Annotated in this window: 15 protein-coding genes; 11 read left to right on the top strand and 4 right to left on the bottom strand. The window is 61.8% G+C overall.

Annotated features, from left to right (window positions below):
• Positions 1 to 71: 71 nt before the first annotated feature.
• The 3 genes from ACKUTP_RS01655 (at position 72) to ACKUTP_RS01645 (ending at position 4,922) form a co-directional block, all read left to right on the top strand.
• Complete coding sequence (locus tag ACKUTP_RS01655) at positions 72 to 1,478, top strand: polysaccharide deacetylase family protein (RefSeq protein WP_409063416.1); 1,407 nt, start codon at positions 72 to 74, stop codon at positions 1,476 to 1,478.
• A gap of 328 nt (positions 1,479 to 1,806) precedes the next feature.
• Positions 1,807 to 3,651: a magnesium transporter gene (locus tag ACKUTP_RS01650; RefSeq protein ID WP_409063415.1), complete on the top strand. Its 1,845-nt coding sequence runs from the start codon at positions 1,807 to 1,809 to the stop codon at positions 3,649 to 3,651.
• A gap of 74 nt (positions 3,652 to 3,725) precedes the next feature.
• Positions 3,726 to 4,922, top strand: coding sequence for an Nramp family divalent metal transporter (locus ACKUTP_RS01645; protein ID WP_409063870.1), 1,197 nt, complete (start codon positions 3,726 to 3,728; stop codon positions 4,920 to 4,922).
• Positions 4,923 to 5,214: 292 nt separating this feature from the next.
• Here the strand turns inward: ACKUTP_RS01645 and ACKUTP_RS01640 are convergent, their stop codons facing one another.
• Together ACKUTP_RS01640 and ACKUTP_RS01635 are read right to left on the bottom strand one after the other, a co-directional pair.
• On the bottom strand, positions 5,215 to 6,549 hold the full coding sequence (locus ACKUTP_RS01640; RefSeq protein WP_409063237.1) for an IS256 family transposase: 1,335 nt from the start codon (positions 6,547 to 6,549) through the stop codon (positions 5,215 to 5,217).
• A gap of 266 nt (positions 6,550 to 6,815) precedes the next feature.
• Complete coding sequence (locus ACKUTP_RS01635; RefSeq protein ID WP_409063414.1) at positions 6,816 to 9,032, bottom strand: acyltransferase family protein; 2,217 nt, start codon at positions 9,030 to 9,032, stop codon at positions 6,816 to 6,818.
• A gap of 186 nt (positions 9,033 to 9,218) precedes the next feature.
• On the opposite strand from ACKUTP_RS01635, the gene ACKUTP_RS01630 reads away from it, so the two are divergent.
• The 8 genes from ACKUTP_RS01630 (at position 9,219) to ACKUTP_RS01595 (ending at position 16,739) form a co-directional block, all read left to right on the top strand.
• On the top strand, positions 9,219 to 10,214 hold the full coding sequence (locus ACKUTP_RS01630) for a ribokinase (RefSeq protein WP_409063413.1): 996 nt from the start codon (positions 9,219 to 9,221) through the stop codon (positions 10,212 to 10,214).
• Positions 10,215 to 10,218: 4 nt separating this feature from the next.
• Positions 10,219 to 11,193 (top strand): nucleoside hydrolase, encoded by a 975-nt coding sequence (locus ACKUTP_RS01625; protein ID WP_409063412.1) that lies wholly within the window; start codon positions 10,219 to 10,221, stop codon positions 11,191 to 11,193.
• Between the two features lie 103 nt (positions 11,194 to 11,296).
• Positions 11,297 to 11,785, top strand: a complete 489-nt coding sequence (locus tag ACKUTP_RS01620) for an S-ribosylhomocysteine lyase (protein WP_409063411.1) — start codon at positions 11,297 to 11,299, stop codon at positions 11,783 to 11,785.
• A 144-nt stretch (positions 11,786 to 11,929) separates the two neighbouring features.
• A complete protein-coding gene (locus ACKUTP_RS01615) occupies positions 11,930 to 12,574 on the top strand; it encodes a DUF4867 family protein (RefSeq protein ID WP_409063410.1) in 645 nt (214 codons plus the stop codon).
• 253 nt (positions 12,575 to 12,827) lie between these two features.
• A complete protein-coding gene (locus ACKUTP_RS01610; protein WP_409063409.1) occupies positions 12,828 to 14,627 on the top strand; it encodes a histidine kinase N-terminal 7TM domain-containing protein in 1,800 nt (599 codons plus the stop codon).
• Between the two features lie 2 nt (positions 14,628 to 14,629).
• Entirely contained in the window at positions 14,630 to 16,123 is a 1,494-nt protein-coding gene (locus ACKUTP_RS01605; protein WP_409063869.1) for a sensor histidine kinase, read from the top strand.
• Positions 16,120 to 16,617: a response regulator transcription factor gene (locus tag ACKUTP_RS01600; protein WP_409063408.1), complete on the top strand. Its 498-nt coding sequence runs from the start codon at positions 16,120 to 16,122 to the stop codon at positions 16,615 to 16,617. The genes ACKUTP_RS01605 and ACKUTP_RS01600 overlap by 4 nt, the downstream gene beginning before the upstream one ends.
• The gene (locus ACKUTP_RS01595; protein ID WP_409063407.1) at positions 16,560 to 16,739 is read left to right on the top strand and encodes a response regulator transcription factor; all 180 of its coding nucleotides are present in this window, start codon (positions 16,560 to 16,562) and stop codon (positions 16,737 to 16,739) included. Before ACKUTP_RS01600 ends, ACKUTP_RS01595 begins: the two co-directional genes overlap by 58 nt.
• Positions 16,740 to 16,849: 110 nt before the next feature.
• Here the strand turns inward: ACKUTP_RS01595 and ACKUTP_RS01590 are convergent, their stop codons facing one another.
• Together ACKUTP_RS01590 and ACKUTP_RS01585 are read right to left on the bottom strand one after the other, a co-directional pair.
• On the bottom strand, positions 16,850 to 17,692 hold the full coding sequence (locus tag ACKUTP_RS01590; protein WP_409063406.1) for a hypothetical protein: 843 nt from the start codon (positions 17,690 to 17,692) through the stop codon (positions 16,850 to 16,852).
• Positions 17,693 to 17,772: 80 nt separating this feature from the next.
• Entirely contained in the window at positions 17,773 to 19,014 is a 1,242-nt protein-coding gene (locus tag ACKUTP_RS01585) for an SPFH domain-containing protein (protein WP_409063405.1), read from the bottom strand.
• Positions 19,015 to 19,054 lie beyond the last annotated feature (40 nt).

The raw sequence follows: 19,054 nt of genomic DNA, 5'->3' as shown, positions 1-19,054 counted from the left end.
GACGTACCAAATGATGGGAGGCAAGCCGGAGACCTGTTGCTCCGGCTTGCTGTGTTTATGGGGGAGGGCACATGCGCCAAAACGGATCCAACTTAAACGGGCGTTCGGGTGCGCGTCCGACGGCGCGCCGCGACCTGGGGCAGCTGCCCAGCGGTCAGCGCAAGCGTCACCGTAAGCCCGGCGCGATGTACCTCAACCATAGCCGCGGGTTTAGCGATCGCAGTGCGCGCATCGGCAACAGCCGCACACCCCGTCGTTCGTCTCGCCTGCCCTACGCGCTTATCGCCGTGGGTTGTGCACTCGTGCTGTTTATCGCTGCCGTCGTGGGCTACGTCAACCGCAGCGTGGACGTGGAGCTCAACGGCCGGAAGACCGCGGTGCGCGTGGGCTCTACGCTGCAGAATCTTATCGACGATCAAAGCCTGACCGAAACGTACGACGCCGGCGATCTGCTGGCCGTCGACGACAGCGTGCTCAAGCGCCATGGCGGCGAAAAGCTGTCGGTGAAGGTCGACGGCAAGCGCGTGAAGCAAGGCAAATGGGATAGTCGCGAACTTGAGGGCGGCGAGAAGGTGACGGTCAAGGATGGCCGTAACACCTACGAGAAGCACGAGGTTCAGGCTGCGGTTATCGAGCCCAAGCTCAAGATCGAGGGCACGGGCGCTATCGAGTATGTGCAGACATGGGGTGTCCAGGGCCGATCCGAGGTGTGGGTTGGTGAGCAGTCGGGCAAGACGCAAGACCGCGGCGAGGTTGTGCCCGCCACCGATTGCGTCGTTGCGTGCGCCAGCGTGGCGCCCAAGGGCAACAAAAAGTACGTGGCGCTGACGTTTGACGAGGGTCCGAGCGGCGCTACCAAGCAGATCTTGCAGGTGCTCAAGGAAAAGGGCGTCACCGCGACGTTCTTCCTTTCGGGCGATGCGGCCGAGGCCTCGCCTGCCACGGCCAAGGCGATTGTCGATGCCGGGTGCGAGATCGGATCCAACAGCTACAGCGACGATTCGCTCAAGGGCGAGGACCGTGAGGCGGTACGCGAACAGATCACGAAAGGCACCGATGCGATTAAGTCGGCGACCGGCGTGAAGACGATGCTGCTGCGTGCTCCCTACGCTGCCTTTGACGAGCAAAACTGGATTGATGCGATGGACCTGGTCTCCGCCGTGGTCTCGTGGAATATCGACTCGGGCGACTGGCTGCTCAACGGTGCCGACGAGCAGGTCTCGACGGTGCTCGATTCGGTGACGCCGGGCAATATCGTGCTGCTCACCGATAGAGACGAATGCGCCGAGCAGACACTCGAGGCGCTGCCGCAGATTATCGATGGCCTTGTCGCCGACGGCTACAAGATCGTGACGCTCAGCGACCTGGTCAAGACGGACACGGCATTGAGTAAAAAGCTCACCTCGCTGACGAAGGTCACCATGCCCAAGGACGCCGTGTTCCCCCAACTTGCCGAGGACGAAGATACCACAGAGTAGTCATTGGGTAGTCATTTAAGAACGTCCCCAATGACTATGTCACGGATGCGTCAGCGTTTGGTATGCCTGCAATGTGCAGCGCATAAATTCGATGCCGCAGGGCGATGCTGATGCTATAGTTACTGCGGTTAATGAGGGTCAAGAGAAAGGTTACAGGTGAAATCCAAACCTCGACCATACAGTCGATGACCCCATGCAGGTGCTTTTTGCGCATGCACGGGGTGTAAGCGTCGAGCGGCGTGCCGCCCGCGCATGCGTATACATATCCAGAAGCCCCCGGACGTCGCACATGCGGCCGCGTCCGGAGGAATAATGATGGGGAGCACCATTGAATTATCTGAGTGAGATGCTCAAATTGCCGGTCTTGGACGTCGATGGAGAAAAGCTCGGCGTGGTGAACGATTTTGGTATTGCTACCGGCGAAGTTTTTCCGCACGTGACGTCGCTCGCGTTCCGCGGTCCCGGCAAGACGCCGTTTATGATCAGCTGGCGCAAATGGGTCGACCGTATCGACGAGACGGGTGTACACCTTAAGACGTCGGCCACCGAAATCCGTTTTTCGTACCTGCAGCCGACCGAACTCTTGCTTGCCCGCGACGTGCTCAACAAGCAGATTGTCGACACGCAGGGCATGAAGGTCGTGCGCGTAAACGACATCAAGTTTTCCATGTCGGGCGAAAATCAGCTGCGCCTGCTGGGCGCCGAGGTCGGTGCCCGCGGTCTGCTACGCGCCATCAGCCCCGCGCTCGAGCATATCGTCGAAGGCTTTATGAAGCACCTGGGCAAGCCGCTCAGTGAGGACATCATCGCTTGGTCCTACATGGACCTGCTCGACCGCTCGACCAAGAACATTCAACTTTCGGTGTCGCACAAGACGCTCGGCGAGCTGCACCCTGCCGACATCGCCGATATTATCGAGCAGCTCGACCCGCGCCTACGTGCGCAGGTGTTTGCGCAGCTCGATACTGCCCAGGCCGCCGAGGCCATCTCGGAGTTCGATGACGACGAGCTTATGACCGAGATGCTCGAGGGCCTGTCCGACACGGACGCATCGTCGATGCTGGCCATGATGGACCCGGACGATGCAGCTGACCTGATCGACGAGCTCGATTACGAGAAGGCCGAGAAGCTCCTGCGCCTGATGGGCGTCAAGGAGGAGAAGGCGATTCGTAACCTGCTGGGTTATGAGGACAACACCGCCGGTCGCATCATGACCTCGGAGTTTGTCTCGCTGCCCGCCACGGCGACGGTCGGCGATGCCATCGAGGCGATTCGCAAACTCGATGAGGACTTCGAGAGTGTCTATTACGTCTATACCGAGGATCCGAGCGGCATGCTCACCGGCGTGCTTTCGCTGCGCACGCTCATCGTGGCCGACCGCGATGCCACGCTGGGCCAGCTGGCCTATCGCGACCTGGTGTATGTGTCGCCCGACGATGACCAGGAAGACGTAACGGACGAGATGACCAAGTACGACCTGGTCGCCATCCCCGTTTGCGACGAGAACCGTCACATCTTGGGTATCGTGACCTTTGACGACGCCATGGACGTTATCGCCGAGGAGCACCAGGAGGACCTGCAGATCGCAGGCGTCGGTTCGGGCGATAGCGCGTCCGACGACTCGACGAATGTGCTCAGCTGGTTTGTGCATCGCCAGTACTGGGTTGTCGTGTGGGGTATTGCCTCGTGCATCATGGCAACAGTGCTGGGGACGGCGCTGGGCTCTGCGCATCTGGTGGTGTTCCCCATGTGCGCCATGCCGCTCGTGCTGCTGGCTGCCTCGCGTATGGTGTCGTTCGTCAAGAACTACTTCCTGGAGTACGACGGCCATGACGATGAGCCCAAGCCGTATCTGGGGTTCTTCTTCCAGAGCACGGGCATGGGCCTGATTCTGTCGCTCGTGACCTACCTGTGCGCCCAGCTGGTGCGCACCGCCGCATTCCCCGACGCGTCCATGTTTGAAGAGCAGCTCTTTACCGGCTGCTTTAACATTGCGGCCATCGTTTGCCTGATTGGCAACATGAGCGCCGTGATTTACCTGATGGTGCTGTTCTGGCGTGACGAGCACGACCTCAATACGTCGGGTACCGCCATGAACGTCATTGCCGTCATGATTTCATGCGTGGCGTACTGCATCGCCGCAGTGCTGCTCACCATGTCGGTCATTGGCTAGGTGGTCGCGTGCAAAACACGAAGCAAAAGGCGAGCACCAAGCAAAAGCTGACCATCGCGGCCATCTTTGGCGCCATGGGCCCTGGCCTTCTGGCGGCGCTTTCGGGCAATGACGCCGGCGGCATCGCCACGTATTCCAGCGCCGGTGCCAGCTATGGCTACAAGATGCTGTGGATGCTTCCTGTCATGACCGTGCTGCTCATCGTGACGCAGGAGACTGCGGCGCGTTGTGGCTGCGTCACAGGCAAGGGCCTGGCTTCGCTCATCCGCGAGCGCTTTGGCGTGCGCAGGAGCGTGCTGGCCATGGCGGCGCTGCTGATCGCCAACACGGCCGTGACCATCTCGGAGTTTGCGGGTATCGCGAGCGGCCTTGCCCTCTTTGGCGTGCCAGCGAGCATCTCGGTGCCGCTGGTGGCGCTGCTGGTTTGGATGCTTACCATGTCGGGCAGCTTCCAACGCATCGAGAAGATTCTGCTGCTGGTGAGCTGCGTGTTTGTGACCTACATCGTCGCTGCATTTATGGCTGGTCCCAGCTGGGGCGAGGTGGCGGTCGACCTGGTTGTGCCCAACATCCAAAACGACCCCAGTTACGTGTCGCTTGTGGTCGCAACGATCGGCACCACCATCGCGCCGTGGATGATCTTCTTGGCGCAGAACAACGTGGTCGATAAGAATGCGGGCGAGGACGATATCGTGCTGCAGCGCATCGACACCGTGAGCGGCTCGATTGCTGCCGATGTCATCGCCGGCTTTATTATCATCACGACCGGTACGGTGCTGTTCCCCGCGGGTATTCAGATTAGCGACGCTGCCGATGCCGCCCGCGCATTGGAGCCCATCGCGGGCCAGTGGTCCACGGTGCTGTTTGCCTCGGGGCTGGTCGCGGCGAGCTTCTTGGCCGCCTGCGTGCTGCCGGGCGTTACGTCGAGCGCTATCTGCGAGGCATTTGGCTGGGAGCGCGGTGCCGACCGCAGCTGGGACGAGGCCCCGGTTTACCGCGGCATCATTACGGCCATCATCGGTATCTCTGCCGTGCTGGTGCTTATGCCCGGCGTCGATCTGTTCCAGATTATGATGACCTCGCAGGTCATCAATGGCGTGCTGCTGCCTGTAGTCTTGGTATTCCAGGTGGTTATCGCGGCCGACCGTCACATTATGGGTGCCAACCGCAACGGTCGCGTGTGGAACATGCTCACTTGGGCGACTATCGCCGTGATTACGGTGCTCACGGTCGTCATGTTTGTCCTGCAAGCGATGGGCTACAGCGCTTAACGCCCACTTTTGCTTCCGAACAGGCCGCAGCGATGGGGCGCGGCCTGTTTTTTGTCTGCTATAGGGTGTTAGTTATATAGCAATGGACAAAAAATGCCAAATATGAGTACTGTTGCTAAGTGAATAGCATTTACATCCTAAAAGATAATGAACATAGCCTATAGTATGTTCATTAAAATTGGCTTCAATACGCCTTAAACCAGTCAGGTTGGCTGCTTTAGGGGGTTGTAGGGGTGGCGCGCGCAGACGTGGTGTAAGAGTGTCCTGAGGTCCGTCGCTGCAAGCCCCGATGTTACTCCTTCTTGAGGCCGCGCTTCTCGACTATCTCGTCCACTATCTCCCTGGCGCGCCGCCCGAGCGCGCGGCGCCTCCCCTCTGTCGGGGCCGGCCTGTCCGCGGTCTCGGCGAAGCCCTCGGCGGCCGAGGCCTCGGAGAACACGCGCTGCTGGGACCACTGCCCCTCGGTCTCCATGAGGCTCGCGCACGTCAGGCGCAGCATCGACTCCCTCGAGGGGAAGGACTGCACGACCCTGTAGCGGCGCTTGATCTCGCGGTTGGCGCGCTCCTGGACGTTGTTGGTGCGGAGCTTGGCCCAGTGCGCCCTGGGGAAGGCCGTGAACGCCAGCGCGGAGTCCTCGGCCTGCTCGAAGACCTCGCCGGCCCTGGCGGACACCGACGCCACCCAGGGCGCCGCCTCGGCCCACACGCAGCGCGCGAGGTCGGGGTCGTCCTGGTAGACCGCGGCGTGCACGAGGTCCCTGACGGCCGCCTTGGAGTCCTCGGGCCTGCCCGAGCAGGCGCTCTGGAGGTTGCGCTGCAGGTGCGTCACGCAGCGCTGCCAGGCGCAGCCCTGGAACAGGCGCGAGACGGCGGCCACGAGCCCGGCGTGGCTGTCGGAGACCACGAGGCGGACGCCGGCCAGCCCGCGCTCGCGCAGCCCGCCGAGGAATGCCGCCCAGGAGTCCTCGCTCTCGGTGTCGACCACGTCGCAGCCCAGGAAGTGCTTGCGCCCGTCGGCGCCCAGCCCGATCGCGGTCACGACGCCCTGCGAGACGACCGACGAGCCGACCCTGCAGCTCATGTAGGTGGCGTCGAGCCACAGGTAGCAGCACGGCGTGCCCGAAAGGTCGCGGCGGCGGAACTCCGCCACCTCGGCGTCGAGGTCGGAGCAGAGGCTCGAGACCTCCGAGCTCGACAGCGAGGATATGCCCAGCTTGGACGCCACGCGCTCGACCTTGCGGGTGGACACGCCGCACACGTACATCTCCTGCACGATGGCGGCCACCGAGGTGTCGACGCGCGACCATCGCGCGAGCATGCCCTCGGGGTAGTAGGTGCCGTGCCTGAGCTTGGGTATCTCGAGCTCCACGTCGCCCACGGCGGTCTTGAGCGACCTGGGGCGGTAGCCGTTGCGGCTGTTCTCCCTGCCGTCGCTGCGCTCGTTGCGGCTCGCGCCGCACATCTGCTGGGCCTCGGAGTCCATCAGTGCGTTCATCACGCCGCCCAGCACCCTGCACGCGAACTCGCGCGCGTCGCCGCACTCCTGCCAAAGCCTCGCCGCCTCGAGGGCCTCGTCGCGACCGAGGCGCAGTACACTCTCTTCTTGGGGCATCGCCTTTCCTTCCATTCGTCACCTTCATTACTCCAACGACGAATTCTAGGCGGTGTCCCCTCCCTTTCAAGAAAGGGCGGAGGCGGGGCATGCCCCGCCTCTTACACCACATCTCTGTGCGCTACCGCACGAGGCGCGGAAACGATGTCTGGAGCGACGGAGCGGCCTGGAATTCATCCGTAGAGGTCTTCATTGGCTGCGCCAGGAGTGTCCCTAACTGCCGGAGGGGGTGTCTGCCGTGGCAGACACCCCCTCCGGATGTGGGAAGTTTGCGCTGCAGGTTACTTGTCGGTGCCCAGCTTGTGCGGCTTGAGAGCGAGCGCATTGACGAGTGCGTCGGTGGCAGACTTGACGGCTGCCGGCTGCGGATCGTTAACGTGATCCTCGGGATGCACGGGCAGGTCCTTCTTGACGGCATCGTGGATCAGGTTGAGGTACTCGGTCACGCCGGTGGCCGACAGGTGCGTGCCGTCGCCGTCGAACAGGTCGTTGCGGTTGGCGCTGTGCCCGTACCAGTCGATAACGCGTACATTCTTGTAGCGCGTGGCGGCGTTGGCGATGGCCTGGTTTGTGGACCCGACCCACGGCTGCGGGCTACGCGTGTTTACAAACACGACAATGCGCTGCTCGCCGGCGTCGGCCATGATCGCGTCGACCTGGGCGTCCGTTACCAAACCGTTGGTGCCCAGGGCAAAGACCACGATCTTGCCGGCAAGGTTCTGCTGGATATAGCCCTCAAATGTCGCGCGGCCCGCATCAAACTGGCGGCCCTTTTCGGCATCGATATGGCTGTGCGGGAACACGCCGTCAAAGGAATCAACGGCGCGCAGCGACACGGAGTCGCCGATCATCAACAGGTCGTAGGAGCCATCGGGGAAGCCGTCGTTGTCCTTGTCGGTGTCGTCGGCCGCCTGCTGGTCGGTGGGCGCGGTGTTTTTGGCTTCCTTGTTCAGAACTTCGGCGCCCTCGCCGCTCAGCGCAGACGTCTCGGGCACAAAGATCAGGCCGCCCAGTGCAACGACCAACACGACAGCGCAGGCTGCGCAGACAGGGACGTGCGCGCGTGCCCAGTTGGCGGGCGTGGTGGTGCCATTGCGGAATTCGGTGACGGTGCGGCCGAAGGCGCCCTTCCTAAACGGCGTTTCGATAAAGCGATAAGAGCACTCGGCTACGGCGACTACCACAAGTACCTGCAAGATGTACTGCCACCAGGGCGTATCGTTGATGTTGGCGACCGGGTTCATGAGCAACAGCAGCGGATAGTGCCACAGGTAGATGCTGTACGAGCGCTTGCCAACCCACACGAGCGGCTTGGCGGACAGCACGCGGGCAACCATTCCCTGGGGCTGCACGCAGGCCGCGATGACCATGAGCGTGAGGATGGAGCATAACAGCGTGCCGCCGCGATACTGGAACGCGGTATAGCCGTTGGTGAGCGCGACCATGGCGGCAAGGCCAACCAGACCCACGACGCCCAACACATCGATGGATGCGGGCGAGGACCAAAAGCGCACGAGGGCGCTCGGCTGTGCCGGGGCGGTCTCGGCTGATTCGTCGGCCTTCTCGCCAGGCTTGCCCTCGGTGCTCTTGCCGCGCTTGGCGGCGCCAGCCAGGCGATTGAGCCCCAAACGATGAGCGAGACGCACCGGCGCCAGGTCGCGATCGGGGATAAAGGCCATCCAGGCACCCAGTAGCAGCGAGAACACGCGGGTGTCGGTGCCGTAGTACACGCGGCTGGGGTCGGCGGCAGGGTTGTAAAGCACCATCATGGCGAGGGCAGATACCGCGGCAAGGCCCAGAACCACGCGGCGCGTGTTGGGCTTGCTCACATGCATGGATACCATGGCAAACAGCAGTGGCGGCCAAATCAGGTAGAACTGTTCCTCGATGGCAAGCGACCAAAAGTGCGTGAGCGGCGAGGGGTCGCCCAGAGCATTGAAGTATGAGACGTTTTGGGCAATCTGCCACCAGTTGTTGAAGAACAGCAGCGACGGCAGGATGTCGGGGCGCATCTTGGTGAGCATCACGTGGTTAAAGATGGTGCACAGCGCGCAGGTCACGAACACTACCGTTACCACGGCGGGGACCAGGCGACGGATGCGGCGAATCCAGAAGCTTTTAAGATCGATGCGGCCGGTCTTAGCGACTTCGTTGAGCAGCAGGCGCGTGATCAGATAGCCCGAAAGCACAAAGAAGATCGTGACGCCGAGCAGGCCGCCCTGAGCCCACGTGAGGTTGAGGTGATAGAGCACCACCGCGACGACGGCGAGCGTACGCAGACCGTCGAGCGCGGGAATGTAGCGGGACTTGGGGCGCGTGGGCGCCTGTTCTTTTGCGGCGCTGTTGGTGCGGTCACCCTTGTTGGCGGGCACGCGATGAGAGTCTGCGGCGCGGCGCGGCTCGGTGGCTTGTCGGTTAGCGCGCGAACGTTCGTGCGGCGCTCGTTGATCGCTCGCGTGGCGTGAGCTGCGTGAGCTCGATCGCGGGAATTGTTCCATAAAACTTCATCCAATGACGAGAATAATCAGCACGCCTTCATTGTAGCCGCCTGCTCCTGTGAATGCTTGCTGCCGGTGCAAGCTCAAGCGCGCGTTCACATCAAAGTGAACTAAAGTTATAGAGGCGCGAGAGCGCACGATTGACGGCCAACAGCGGGTGCAGAGCTCGCGGACGAGGAGGTTTCCATGGCAGATTGCGGCATCGTTGCGGTGTTCGGCAGTATGAACATGGACCTTTCGGTGGCGTGCGAGCGCATGCCGCGTGCGGGCGAGACCGTCGGCGGCAGCGGATTTATCAGCAATGCCGGCGGTAAGGGCGCCAACCAGGCCGTGGCAGCTGCGCACATGGGCGCGCGCACGTGCATGATCGGCGCGGTCGGGCGCGATGCGTTTGGCACGTCGCTCGTGGCGGGGCTCCAAGATGCTGGCGTGGACTGTGACTTTGTGGCGCGTCGTGATGATGTGGAGACGGGAACGGCGACCATCATTCGCTGTGAGGGCGACAACCGCATTGTGCTGTCGCCGGGCGCCAATCATGCGCTTGCGGGCGAGGACGTTGCCCGCGCGCTGAGACGCCTGGTGGCCGATGAGCTCGACGGCGACGCCAGCGAGATTGCCCCGGCTGCCGGAAGCGTCTTTATCGCCCAGGGCGAATGTGACCTTGCGGCGACTGCCGAGGCGCTTGTTTGCGCTCACGAGCTGGGGTTCTATACGGTCTTTAATCCAGCGCCTGCCTGTGAGTTGCCTGCGGAGGTCTGGTCTGCAGTCGACCTGGTCTGCCCCAACGAGACTGAGTGCCAGGTGCTGACGGGCATCTTGCCCGCGGATGATGCGAGCTGCGTCGCGGCGCTCAATGCCCTGCTCGCCAAGGGTGCTGGAGCTGCGGTCATCACGTTGGGCGGCGCCGGGTCGGTTACGCTTGGCGATGACGGCGAGCTGCTGCGCATGCCGGCGCTTTCGAGTGCGGTGGTCGATACGACGGCCGCGGGCGATACATTTATCGGTGCGCTTGCTGCAGCTCGTCTGGAGGGCCTGCCGCTCTTTGAGTGCATGGCGGTGGGCGCGCGCGCCGCGGCGGTGACGGTGTCGCGCTTGGGCGCACAGCAGTCGATTCCCACGCGAGCCGAAGTTGAGCGCGTGTTTGATTTAGACGATTTAGTACAAGACGGAGAAGCGGAGTAGAACAATGGCAATTAAGAAGCTGATCCTTGATCTGGATATGGGTGTGGACGATGCGATGGCGCTTGCCTATGCCATCGCGAGCCCCGAGGTGGAGCTCGTCGGCATTACCACGTGCTTTGGCAACGTGCGCGTCGACCAGTCGGCGCATAACTGCTTGGCGGTGCTCGACCTGTTGGGTCGTCCCGAGGTGCCGGTGTACCTGGGTGCCGACCGTCCTCTGCAGGCGACTGAGCCCTATACGCCGCCGGCGTCCACCGCGCTCATTCACGGCAAGAACGGCATCGGCGGCGCGAGCGTGCCGTCGTCGCCCTACGAGCCGGTGGGGGCGACGTCTGCCGACGGTAACGCTGCGGTCGATTATCTGATCGATGCCGCGCGCACCTATGGTCCCGATCTGGTCTACGTAGCGACCGGCCCGCTCTCCAACTTGGCGCTTGCCCTGGAGCGCGATGCGGCAGCGGTGATGTCTATCGGCCGCGTGGTGATTATGGGCGGCGCCCTGACCGTGCCCGGCAACGTGAGCGCGGGCGCCGAGGCCAACATGGCAAGTGATCCCGAGGCGGCCGACGCCGTGCTGCGTTCGGGCCGCAAGCTCACTATGGTGGGTTTGGATGTGACGCATCGCGTGGTGCTCACGCGTCGCGACATTGCCGGCTGGACGGGCTCGGGCACCATGGCCGGTTGCGCGTTTGCGAGCATGGTGGAGCACTATATTGGCTCGTACGAGATGAACGCCCCCTACCTGGGTGGTTGTGCGCTGCACGATCCGCTTGCCGTCGCCGTGGCGATTGACCCCACGCTCGTGGGCGCGCTCGGCTGTAACCTGCGCGTCGACCTGCTCGGCGAGTATCGCGGCCGCACCATCTGCGATGAGCGCCGTGTGGCCGACCCCGACAAGAGCGCACTCGTGGCGCTGACTGTTGACGCTCCGCGCTTCCTGTCCGAGTTCAAGACGCGCATGGCCCGTGTCCTTGGCTAAGTTGTCTTTTTGGATGGGGCTTTTTTTGACTGGTATGATTGGTGCGACTATTCGAACCAGCTAAAAGAGCCCCGTCCCAATTTGACTATCGAGAGGATCTGCCATGGAGCGCATCGCGAGTTTTTCCGTTGACCATCTGCTGCTTGAGCCCGGCGTGTATGTGAGCCGCATCGACCGCGATCCGGCGACCGGTGCTGCCGTCACCACGTTTGACCTGCGCCTGACCACGCCCAACAAGGAGCCGGTCATGAACACGGCCGAGTGCCACACCATCGAGCACCTGGGTGCAACGTTCTTGCGCAATCATGCCGAGTGGTCGAGCCGCATTGTCTACTTTGGCCCCATGGGCTGCCGCACGGGCTTTTACCTGGTCGTGTTTGGCGAGGTGACGAGCGAGAAGATCTTGCCGCTCGTCCGCGAGCTGTTTGAGTTTGTCGCCGGCTTCGAGGGCGATGTCCCCGGTGCCGCTCCCGAGGAGTGCGGCAACTACCTGGACCAGAACCTCCCCATGGCTAACTGGCTTGCGCGCCGCTACCTCGACCGCGACCTGGCCGATATCGACGAGAAGCATCTGCACTATCAGCAGGCGTAAGAGCTTTATCGCCCAAAACGCGCGCATTGGGCGCCTTTGCTTATGCGGGGGCGCCTTTTTGTTGATTGGTCGGGACGAGCGTTCAAAATCGCTCATGTTTGTTCTAGAATGTTCGTATAGTCACATTTACGAACAGGAGTGAACATGCATATCTATTCTGTTTCCGATCCCGAGTTCAAATCCTATGGCAACGTTTGGGATAACGTTTCGTCCGAGCTCACGTCGCCCGTGCTCGAGGCGCTCTCTGCCACGCCCATTCCCGAGGGCAGCAAGTACGTAGCAAGTGCGCCGGAGCTCGAGGACGTCAAGGATGCCGACAAGCTTGGCTTTCTCATGTTTGGTGGCCGTCCGTTCCAGCTGGGCTGGTGCAACGGCCACAACACGCGTCTCAACTGCCTGGAGTACCACCGCGCGAGCGAGTTCAACCTGGGCGCGCGCGACTTTATTCTGCTCGTGGCGCATCGCTGGGAGATCGAGGACGGCAAGCTCGACACCGCGTGCGTCAAGGCGTTTCGCGTGCCGGCGGGTACGGTCGTCGAAGTCTTCAACACCACGCTCCACTACACGCCCTGCATGGTCGATGACGGCGGCTTCCAGGTGATGGTGGCGCTGCCGGCGGGCACCAACGGCCCGCGCCCCGAGGCTGCATCCGACATGCCTGCCGCCGGTGACAGCTACTGCTACTGGAAGGCCGACAAGTGGGTCCTCTGCCATGCTGACAGCCCCAAGGCAGCCGAGGGCGGCTACGTAGGTCTCATCGGCAAGAACCTCGACATCACCGTGGACTAGCGCATCGCCCCAAACCACCACAAAGGTGCCTGTCTCCTTTGCGGTGGTTTGGGGCGGGCGGATATCGGGAAGTGCCAGACGGGGGAGGCTGCCGGGCGCCTTGCCGTCTGCGGATTTTGGGACATGCGGCCCGCTTTTTCGACCCATCTGTCGGTACACTAAAAGCACTATGGGTACCCGCGAGCGACATATCGGCAACGCGGCCGCCCGATCCGCACCCGTGGCGGATCCCAGGGGCGGCAGGCTCTTCGCCATGCCGCGATTCCTTGTTGGCATAACACATCAGGTGTACCGCCACCGCGTCTTTGCTATCGCCGGTGTCATCACCGCGATGTTCCTCATGCTTTTGGCAGTCTTGCCGGCACTGTTCGCCTTCGACCCCAAACTTTCTAACGCCGTGCCAGCCTATGGCGGGGTGTCCGAAGAGGTCGTGGATGCGCTCGTCCATTCGAGCTCTCTCCCGCTGCTTGTCGCCGCAATTGTATTTTCGATCTGGGGCGTGTCGGTCTATCTGCGCTGTTTGGACTATGTGTTGCGCCGTCGCCTTGTTGCCGTCGCCACCATCTGCGCCCTGTGGATGATCGAAGTCATTCTCAAGTACAAGTCGTTCACGCCGTTCTATGCCACCGTGCTGTGGTACCTGTACTACGTGCCCATGACGCTCATTCCGCTGCTCTACCAGTTGTGTGGTCTGCGCCTTGCGGGCCTGGAACAACACCGCCTGGGTCGTCGCTACTGCGCTGCGCTGTGGATTGTGGCCATCCTGCTTATCGGATTTGTGCTCACCAACGATTTTCACCAGCAGGTCTTCCGCTTTGACCGCACAATCGACACCTGGAGCAACGATTACACGTACGGCTGGGGTTATTTCGCCGTCCTCGTGTGGACGGCCTTTGACTTCGTGGCCTTTTTTATCCTGGTGGGCCGGTCCTCGTCCTTTCGCATCCAGCGTTTCTCGGGCACGGCGGCGCTCGTGCTGCTGGGCGGCGCATTCTTTGCCATCTCGTATGCGTTGCGCGTGCCTTGGGCATGGAGGCTCAACTTTTCGCTCGTCTATTGTGTCCTGTGCGTGGTGGCGATGGAAATCTGTCTCGATTGTGGTGTCATTCCGTCGTATCACGACATCGCCGGCATCTTCGACACCTTGCCGCTCGACCTCAAAGTTCTAACGCGCGACCTGCAGGAAGTCTATGCCACGCCGGTGTCAAAGCCAATGCCGGTAGGCGTGCGCGAGGAGTTGCGGACCCAGGAGCACGGCCGCGCCCATGCCTTTGCCGTGGCGTCCGATCCCGATGTGATGTACCGTGCCTTTCCACTGCTGGGCGGATCGGCCCTGCTTGCCCAAGACGTGTCGGAGCTCAATGAGCTTAACCGTGAACTGGCACATCGTCGCATGGAGCTGCAGCGTCAAAACGAGCTACTCGCCGCCGACTACGACCTTAAGACGCACCTGGCAGATCAAGAGGCCGAGACCTTGCTGGTCCAAGACGTAGACCAGGCGCTTGCCCGCGCGCTCGAAGGGATGTACGACCTGCTGAGCTCGCTGCCGCCGTTGACCGATGAGGCATCTTCGCACGAGCGTTACCGCATGCTGCAGCGCGCCAAGATGCTCGTCGCCTATTGCAAGCGCAAGGGGTCGCTCACGTTGGCACAGCACGGGGAGAGCGGTTTTGATCGCGACCGCATTCAGCTCATTGCCAACGAGCTCGCAAGCGACCTGCGCACCATCGATATCGATTGCGCCTCGATTATCGCCATACGGCGCCCGATGCACGCCAGTACGGTAAGCGCCCTGTACGACTGCGTGTATGACTTTGCGTTTTTTGCCTACACCACCGACCATCCGGCGCTTATGTATCACTTGGGCGACCATGACCGATGCAGTGTCGAGCTGCGCGCCACGCTTTTTTCCAACGATGATGAAGATCTTTCGCAGACGCCCGCTGCGCAAGAGCTCGAAAGCGCTCTGCAAGGGCGCAACGTGGCATACCGCCTTGAGGGCGATCCCGGCCAGCTGCGCATGATCGTTTTGATGCCGAGGGCGGGTGAGTGACGATGCAGATTTCGCTCATCCTTCCCCAAATCGTTGCGCTCGATGTTGTCTTTGCCCTGGCTGCGTGCCTGCAGACGATCCACGTCCCGCTCATCGCATCGCGCCGCTCGTCCTATAACCGTAAGGTGATTTGCGCCTACGAGGCGAGTCTTGTGCTTCACCTGATGATTTCGGCGCTCATCTTATTCGCGTCGTCTGGCTCGTATCTGGTGGCGCCGCTTGACGTTTGCGCCAGGGCAATGGGCGGAGCGTTGTGGCTCAATGCCGCGATCTTTGCCTATGGCGTGGCACTTATGGTGCGCTATCGTCGCCCCGTCATGCTGGTCGAGCTGCTGCTTGTTGTCGCCGTTACACCGCCGGTGGTTTTTGCCATGGGCTCGGCGTGGACCGTTGTCCTTATCGCAGAGGGAGCGTTCTTCCTGTTCCGTTCCATCGCGGCGCTCTTGATGGACGTCCGTAACCGCCAGGAGGATATCACCGCGTTCTCGACGATCGAGACCATCAACGTGATTCCCGTGGGCATCCTGTATCTGGACCCGAGGGGCCGTCCGCTGCTCATGAACCGCTGCATGCGCAAAAACCTGGTGGAACTTCATATGCCTACCGATCTGTGTGACATGAGCAGCACATGGAACGACCTGCGCAAACTTAGCATGCAAATGCCCGAAAGCAGTAGGAACCGTGTGCGGATTAACTTGGACCGTTTTGGTGAGGCTCGCGCGGTGATCGAGATTTCTCCCGCCGAGATTCGCCTATTTGTGCACGACGAGGTTATGGTTTCGGGCCGCCTCTTTGAGCGCATTATCGGACTGGACGTGACGGAGTATGCGCATGCCCACGACCGCCTGGCGCAAGCCAATCACCTGCTTGAGCTTGCGGGCAAAGAACTCCAGGCCCAGATCGAAGAAGTCAAAAAGGTTGCCGACAATGCGGCCTACCTACGTATGCGTGCCCGCGTTCACGATGTAATCGGGCAGCGTCTGTCCATTCTTCATCGCTATTTGGAGGAGGGGCGTCTGGACGATGAGTCGCTCGAGCAGATTGACCCGTTGCTACGCTCAATTGCCGCCGATTTGCGTAGTGACGGTGCCAGCGAGCCTGCAGAGCAGCTGGGTGATATCGTCCATGCTTTTGGCCTGGTGAGTGTACAGATCGATGTTGAGGGTGCACTGCCTGAGGACGCGCGTGTTGCTGCCGCATTTTTGCAGATTATCCGCGAGGCCTCGACCAATGCCACCAAGCATGCGCAGGCGCATCGGGTCCATGTGCGCCTGTGGCAGGAGGGGGCAGATGCTGACGCCGTCGCGCGCATGACGATTTCTAACGACGGGTCCCCGGCCCCCGTATCGTATCGCGAGGGAACGGGTATCCCAGGCATGAGGCATGTCGCGCAAAATCTGGGTGGCAGCCTAGAGGTCCACGCCGCCCCGCCCTTTACGCTTACGGTATCCATTCCGCTTAACGCCAACGACACGTCCCAAAGGAGAAGCTCATGATTCGCGTGCTAATCGTCGAAGACCAGGCCATTCTGCGCGAAAGTCTGGCGCGCTCCGTTGGCGACCAGCCCGATATGACCGTCGTCGCCGCGATCGCCGATGCCTCCGAGGCCTTGGGTGTCGCGCTCAAGGAGCGCCCGGACATGATACTGATGGACGTGTGCACCGAACACGATTCAAACGGCATCGTGGCGGCGGCGCGCATCAAGGAGCGGCTGCCCGAGTGCCGCATCATTATCATGACCGGCATGCCCGAGATCACCTTTGTCGATCAGGCCCGCGAGGCGGGCGTCGATAGCTTTGTGTACAAGAACGTCGGTATCGACGAGCTGTTCGCCGTGATGCGCTCTACGCTGGCGGGCTATTGCACGTTTCCCAAGCCGCCCGAGAGCATTTTTCGGGTACGGCGGCACTCGACGATGTCGAGCTGTCGATTTTGCGCCTTGCCTGCGAGGGCAAGAGCCGTCGCGAGATTGCGGCCGAGCTGTTTATGAGTGAGGGCACCATCAAGCGTCGCATCTCGGAGATCCTAAGCAAGACCGGCTACGACAACATCATGCGCCTTGCCGTGCATGCGGTGACCGAGGGCAGCATCGTTCCCAACATGGAGCGCTAGCGCTCGTTACGCATCGGCATAAAGCGGCGGGGCCGCAGGATTATCTCCTGCGGCCCCGCCTGACATGTGCGCGGATGTGTCCGCCAATCCGCGGCTGATGTTACGTGCCGTTACGCGATGGTTGCGCTGTAGGAGGCGACGTCCTCGTAGGAATCGGTCAGGTAGGCGTCGATGCCGATGGTCGTATTGACGAGGTCGTCAAGGCTATCGAGCGTGCCGTTCGAGAACGTGAATTCCTCGGTGGCGTTGGTGCCGGGCATCAGGTGAGCCGAGAACCAGGGTTCCTTCATGGTGCCGTTGACGTTGGTCTTGCCGGAAGGAGCGTAGAAGGTCAGGTCCTTGTCGCTCTTGTTGGTGATATTGACGACAAAGCCGATGTCGCCCCAGTCGTCCTTGAACTTCTCGGTGATGGTGATGGTGCACAGGTCGTCATCGGCGACGGTGACGGCGGGGGAGATTTCGATGCTCTGGACGTCGTCGTCTTCGACGGCCTCATCGATCTCTTCTTCCTTCTCGGCGTTCTCGCGATCCTTCTTCACCGTACCGGACAGATCCTTGTCGGACTTCGTAAAGATAAGCTTGTCGCCGTCCACCTCCAGGACGAGCTTGTCGTCCTTGAGCTTCAGGTCGTGCGACTCATCTTCGGCGGTAATCGTTACGGTGGTGGCGTCCTTGGCCTCCCATTTCAGGTCGGCGACCTCAAGGAACATGTCGAGGACGCCCGTGCCGTCTTCGTCGAGGATCAGGATACAGTTGAGGCCCCACTCCTTGAGCATATCCATGTACTCATCGGTGAGCTCTTCGCCGTCCAAGGTTCCACCCGAGTACTGCCAGCTGCCGACGAAGTTGGCCTTGGGGTCTTTGCCGCCGCCGCTGCAGCCCGTCAGGGCAAAGGCGAGCGCCAAGATACATGTCAGGAATGCGAGCGCGGACTTTTTGAACGTTGTCTTCATGGTGTCCTCCTTTATCGAACGAAACCCATAGAAGCAAATGCGGGGGTGGCGGATCCCCCGCCAATTACCAGATAGAGGGGTTAGGGCCTGGGCGTTCTGCAGTTGCTGCAGAACTTGCCGCCGTTTTCGCTGCCGCAGTTGGGGCAGAACCACTTGGCCGGTGCCGGGGCGGGTGCGGGGCTGCCGCACTCGGAGCAGAACTTGCCGGTGTTGGTGGCGCCGCAGCTGCAGGTCCATGCGCCGGCCACAGGTGCGGCAGCGGGTGCCGGTGCGGGGGCGGGAGCCGGAGCCGGCTGCGGGGCGGCCTGCTGCTGTGCCTGGCCGGCGGCGAACAGCTGGCTGGCGTTCATACCGCCCATGCCGCCTGCCATGCCCATGCCCATAAAGCCCGCCATCGCGCCGTTGGGGTTGGCGGCTGCCGCGCGCATTGCGTCGCTCTGGGCGCTGGCAATGTTGGCTGCCGCCATAGTGGGATCGCGCATGACCGCGGCTTTCTGCAGGTCCTTGATCATCTGCTCGTCCTCTTGCGAGGCGGCGATGGAGTTGACGCCAAAGCTCACGATCTCGACGCCGCGCAGGTCACGCCAGTCGGCAGAGAGGACCTCGTTGAGCGCACGGGCGAGCTCGGTGGTGTGGCCGGGGATAGCGCTGTAGCGGATGCCCATCTCCGAGATCTTGGCAAAGGCGGGCTGCAGAGCGGTGAGCAGCTCGGACTTAAGCTGGCTGTCGATCTTGTCGCGCGTATAGCTATCGGTCACGTTGCCGCACACGTTGGTGTAGAACAGCAGCGGGTTGGTGATGCGATACGAATACTCGCCGTTGCAGCGCACGGAGATGTCGACGTCCAGGCCAATGTTGTTATCGACCACGCGGAAGGGCACGGGCGAGGCGGTGCCGTACTTGTTGCCGATGATCTCCTTGGTGTTGATGAAGTAGACGCGCTGGTCCTTGCCCGCGTCGCCGCCAAAGGTAAAGCGGCTGCCGATATTGGCGAAGGTCTCCTTGATGGAATCGCCCAGGTTGCCGCTAAAGACGCTCGGCTCGCTGCCGGTATCGAAGACGAACTCACCGGGCTCCAGCGCGACTTCGATGATCTTGCCGTTTTGCACCACGAGCATGCCCTGGCCGTCGTTGACGGCGATGACCGAGCCGTTGGAGATGACGTTGTCCTCGCCGCGCGTGTTGGAGCTGCGGCCACCGGTGCGTTTGCTGCCCTTGCAGGCCAAGACGTCAGCAGGCATCGATTCGCAGTAGATAAATTCCTTCCACTGGTCGGCCATGACGCCGCCGGCAGCTCCCAATCCAGCTTTCAAGAGTCCCATGGTGATCTTCCTTTCTCGTCAAAGGCCGGGTGGTATTGGT

This window comes from Collinsella sp. wc0529 (assembly GCF_046116875.1).
Classification (GTDB): Bacteria; Actinomycetota; Coriobacteriia; order Coriobacteriales; family Coriobacteriaceae; genus Collinsella.
The sequence above is the reverse complement of the archived record's forward strand: the minus strand, read 5'-3'. Positions and strand labels throughout refer to the sequence as shown.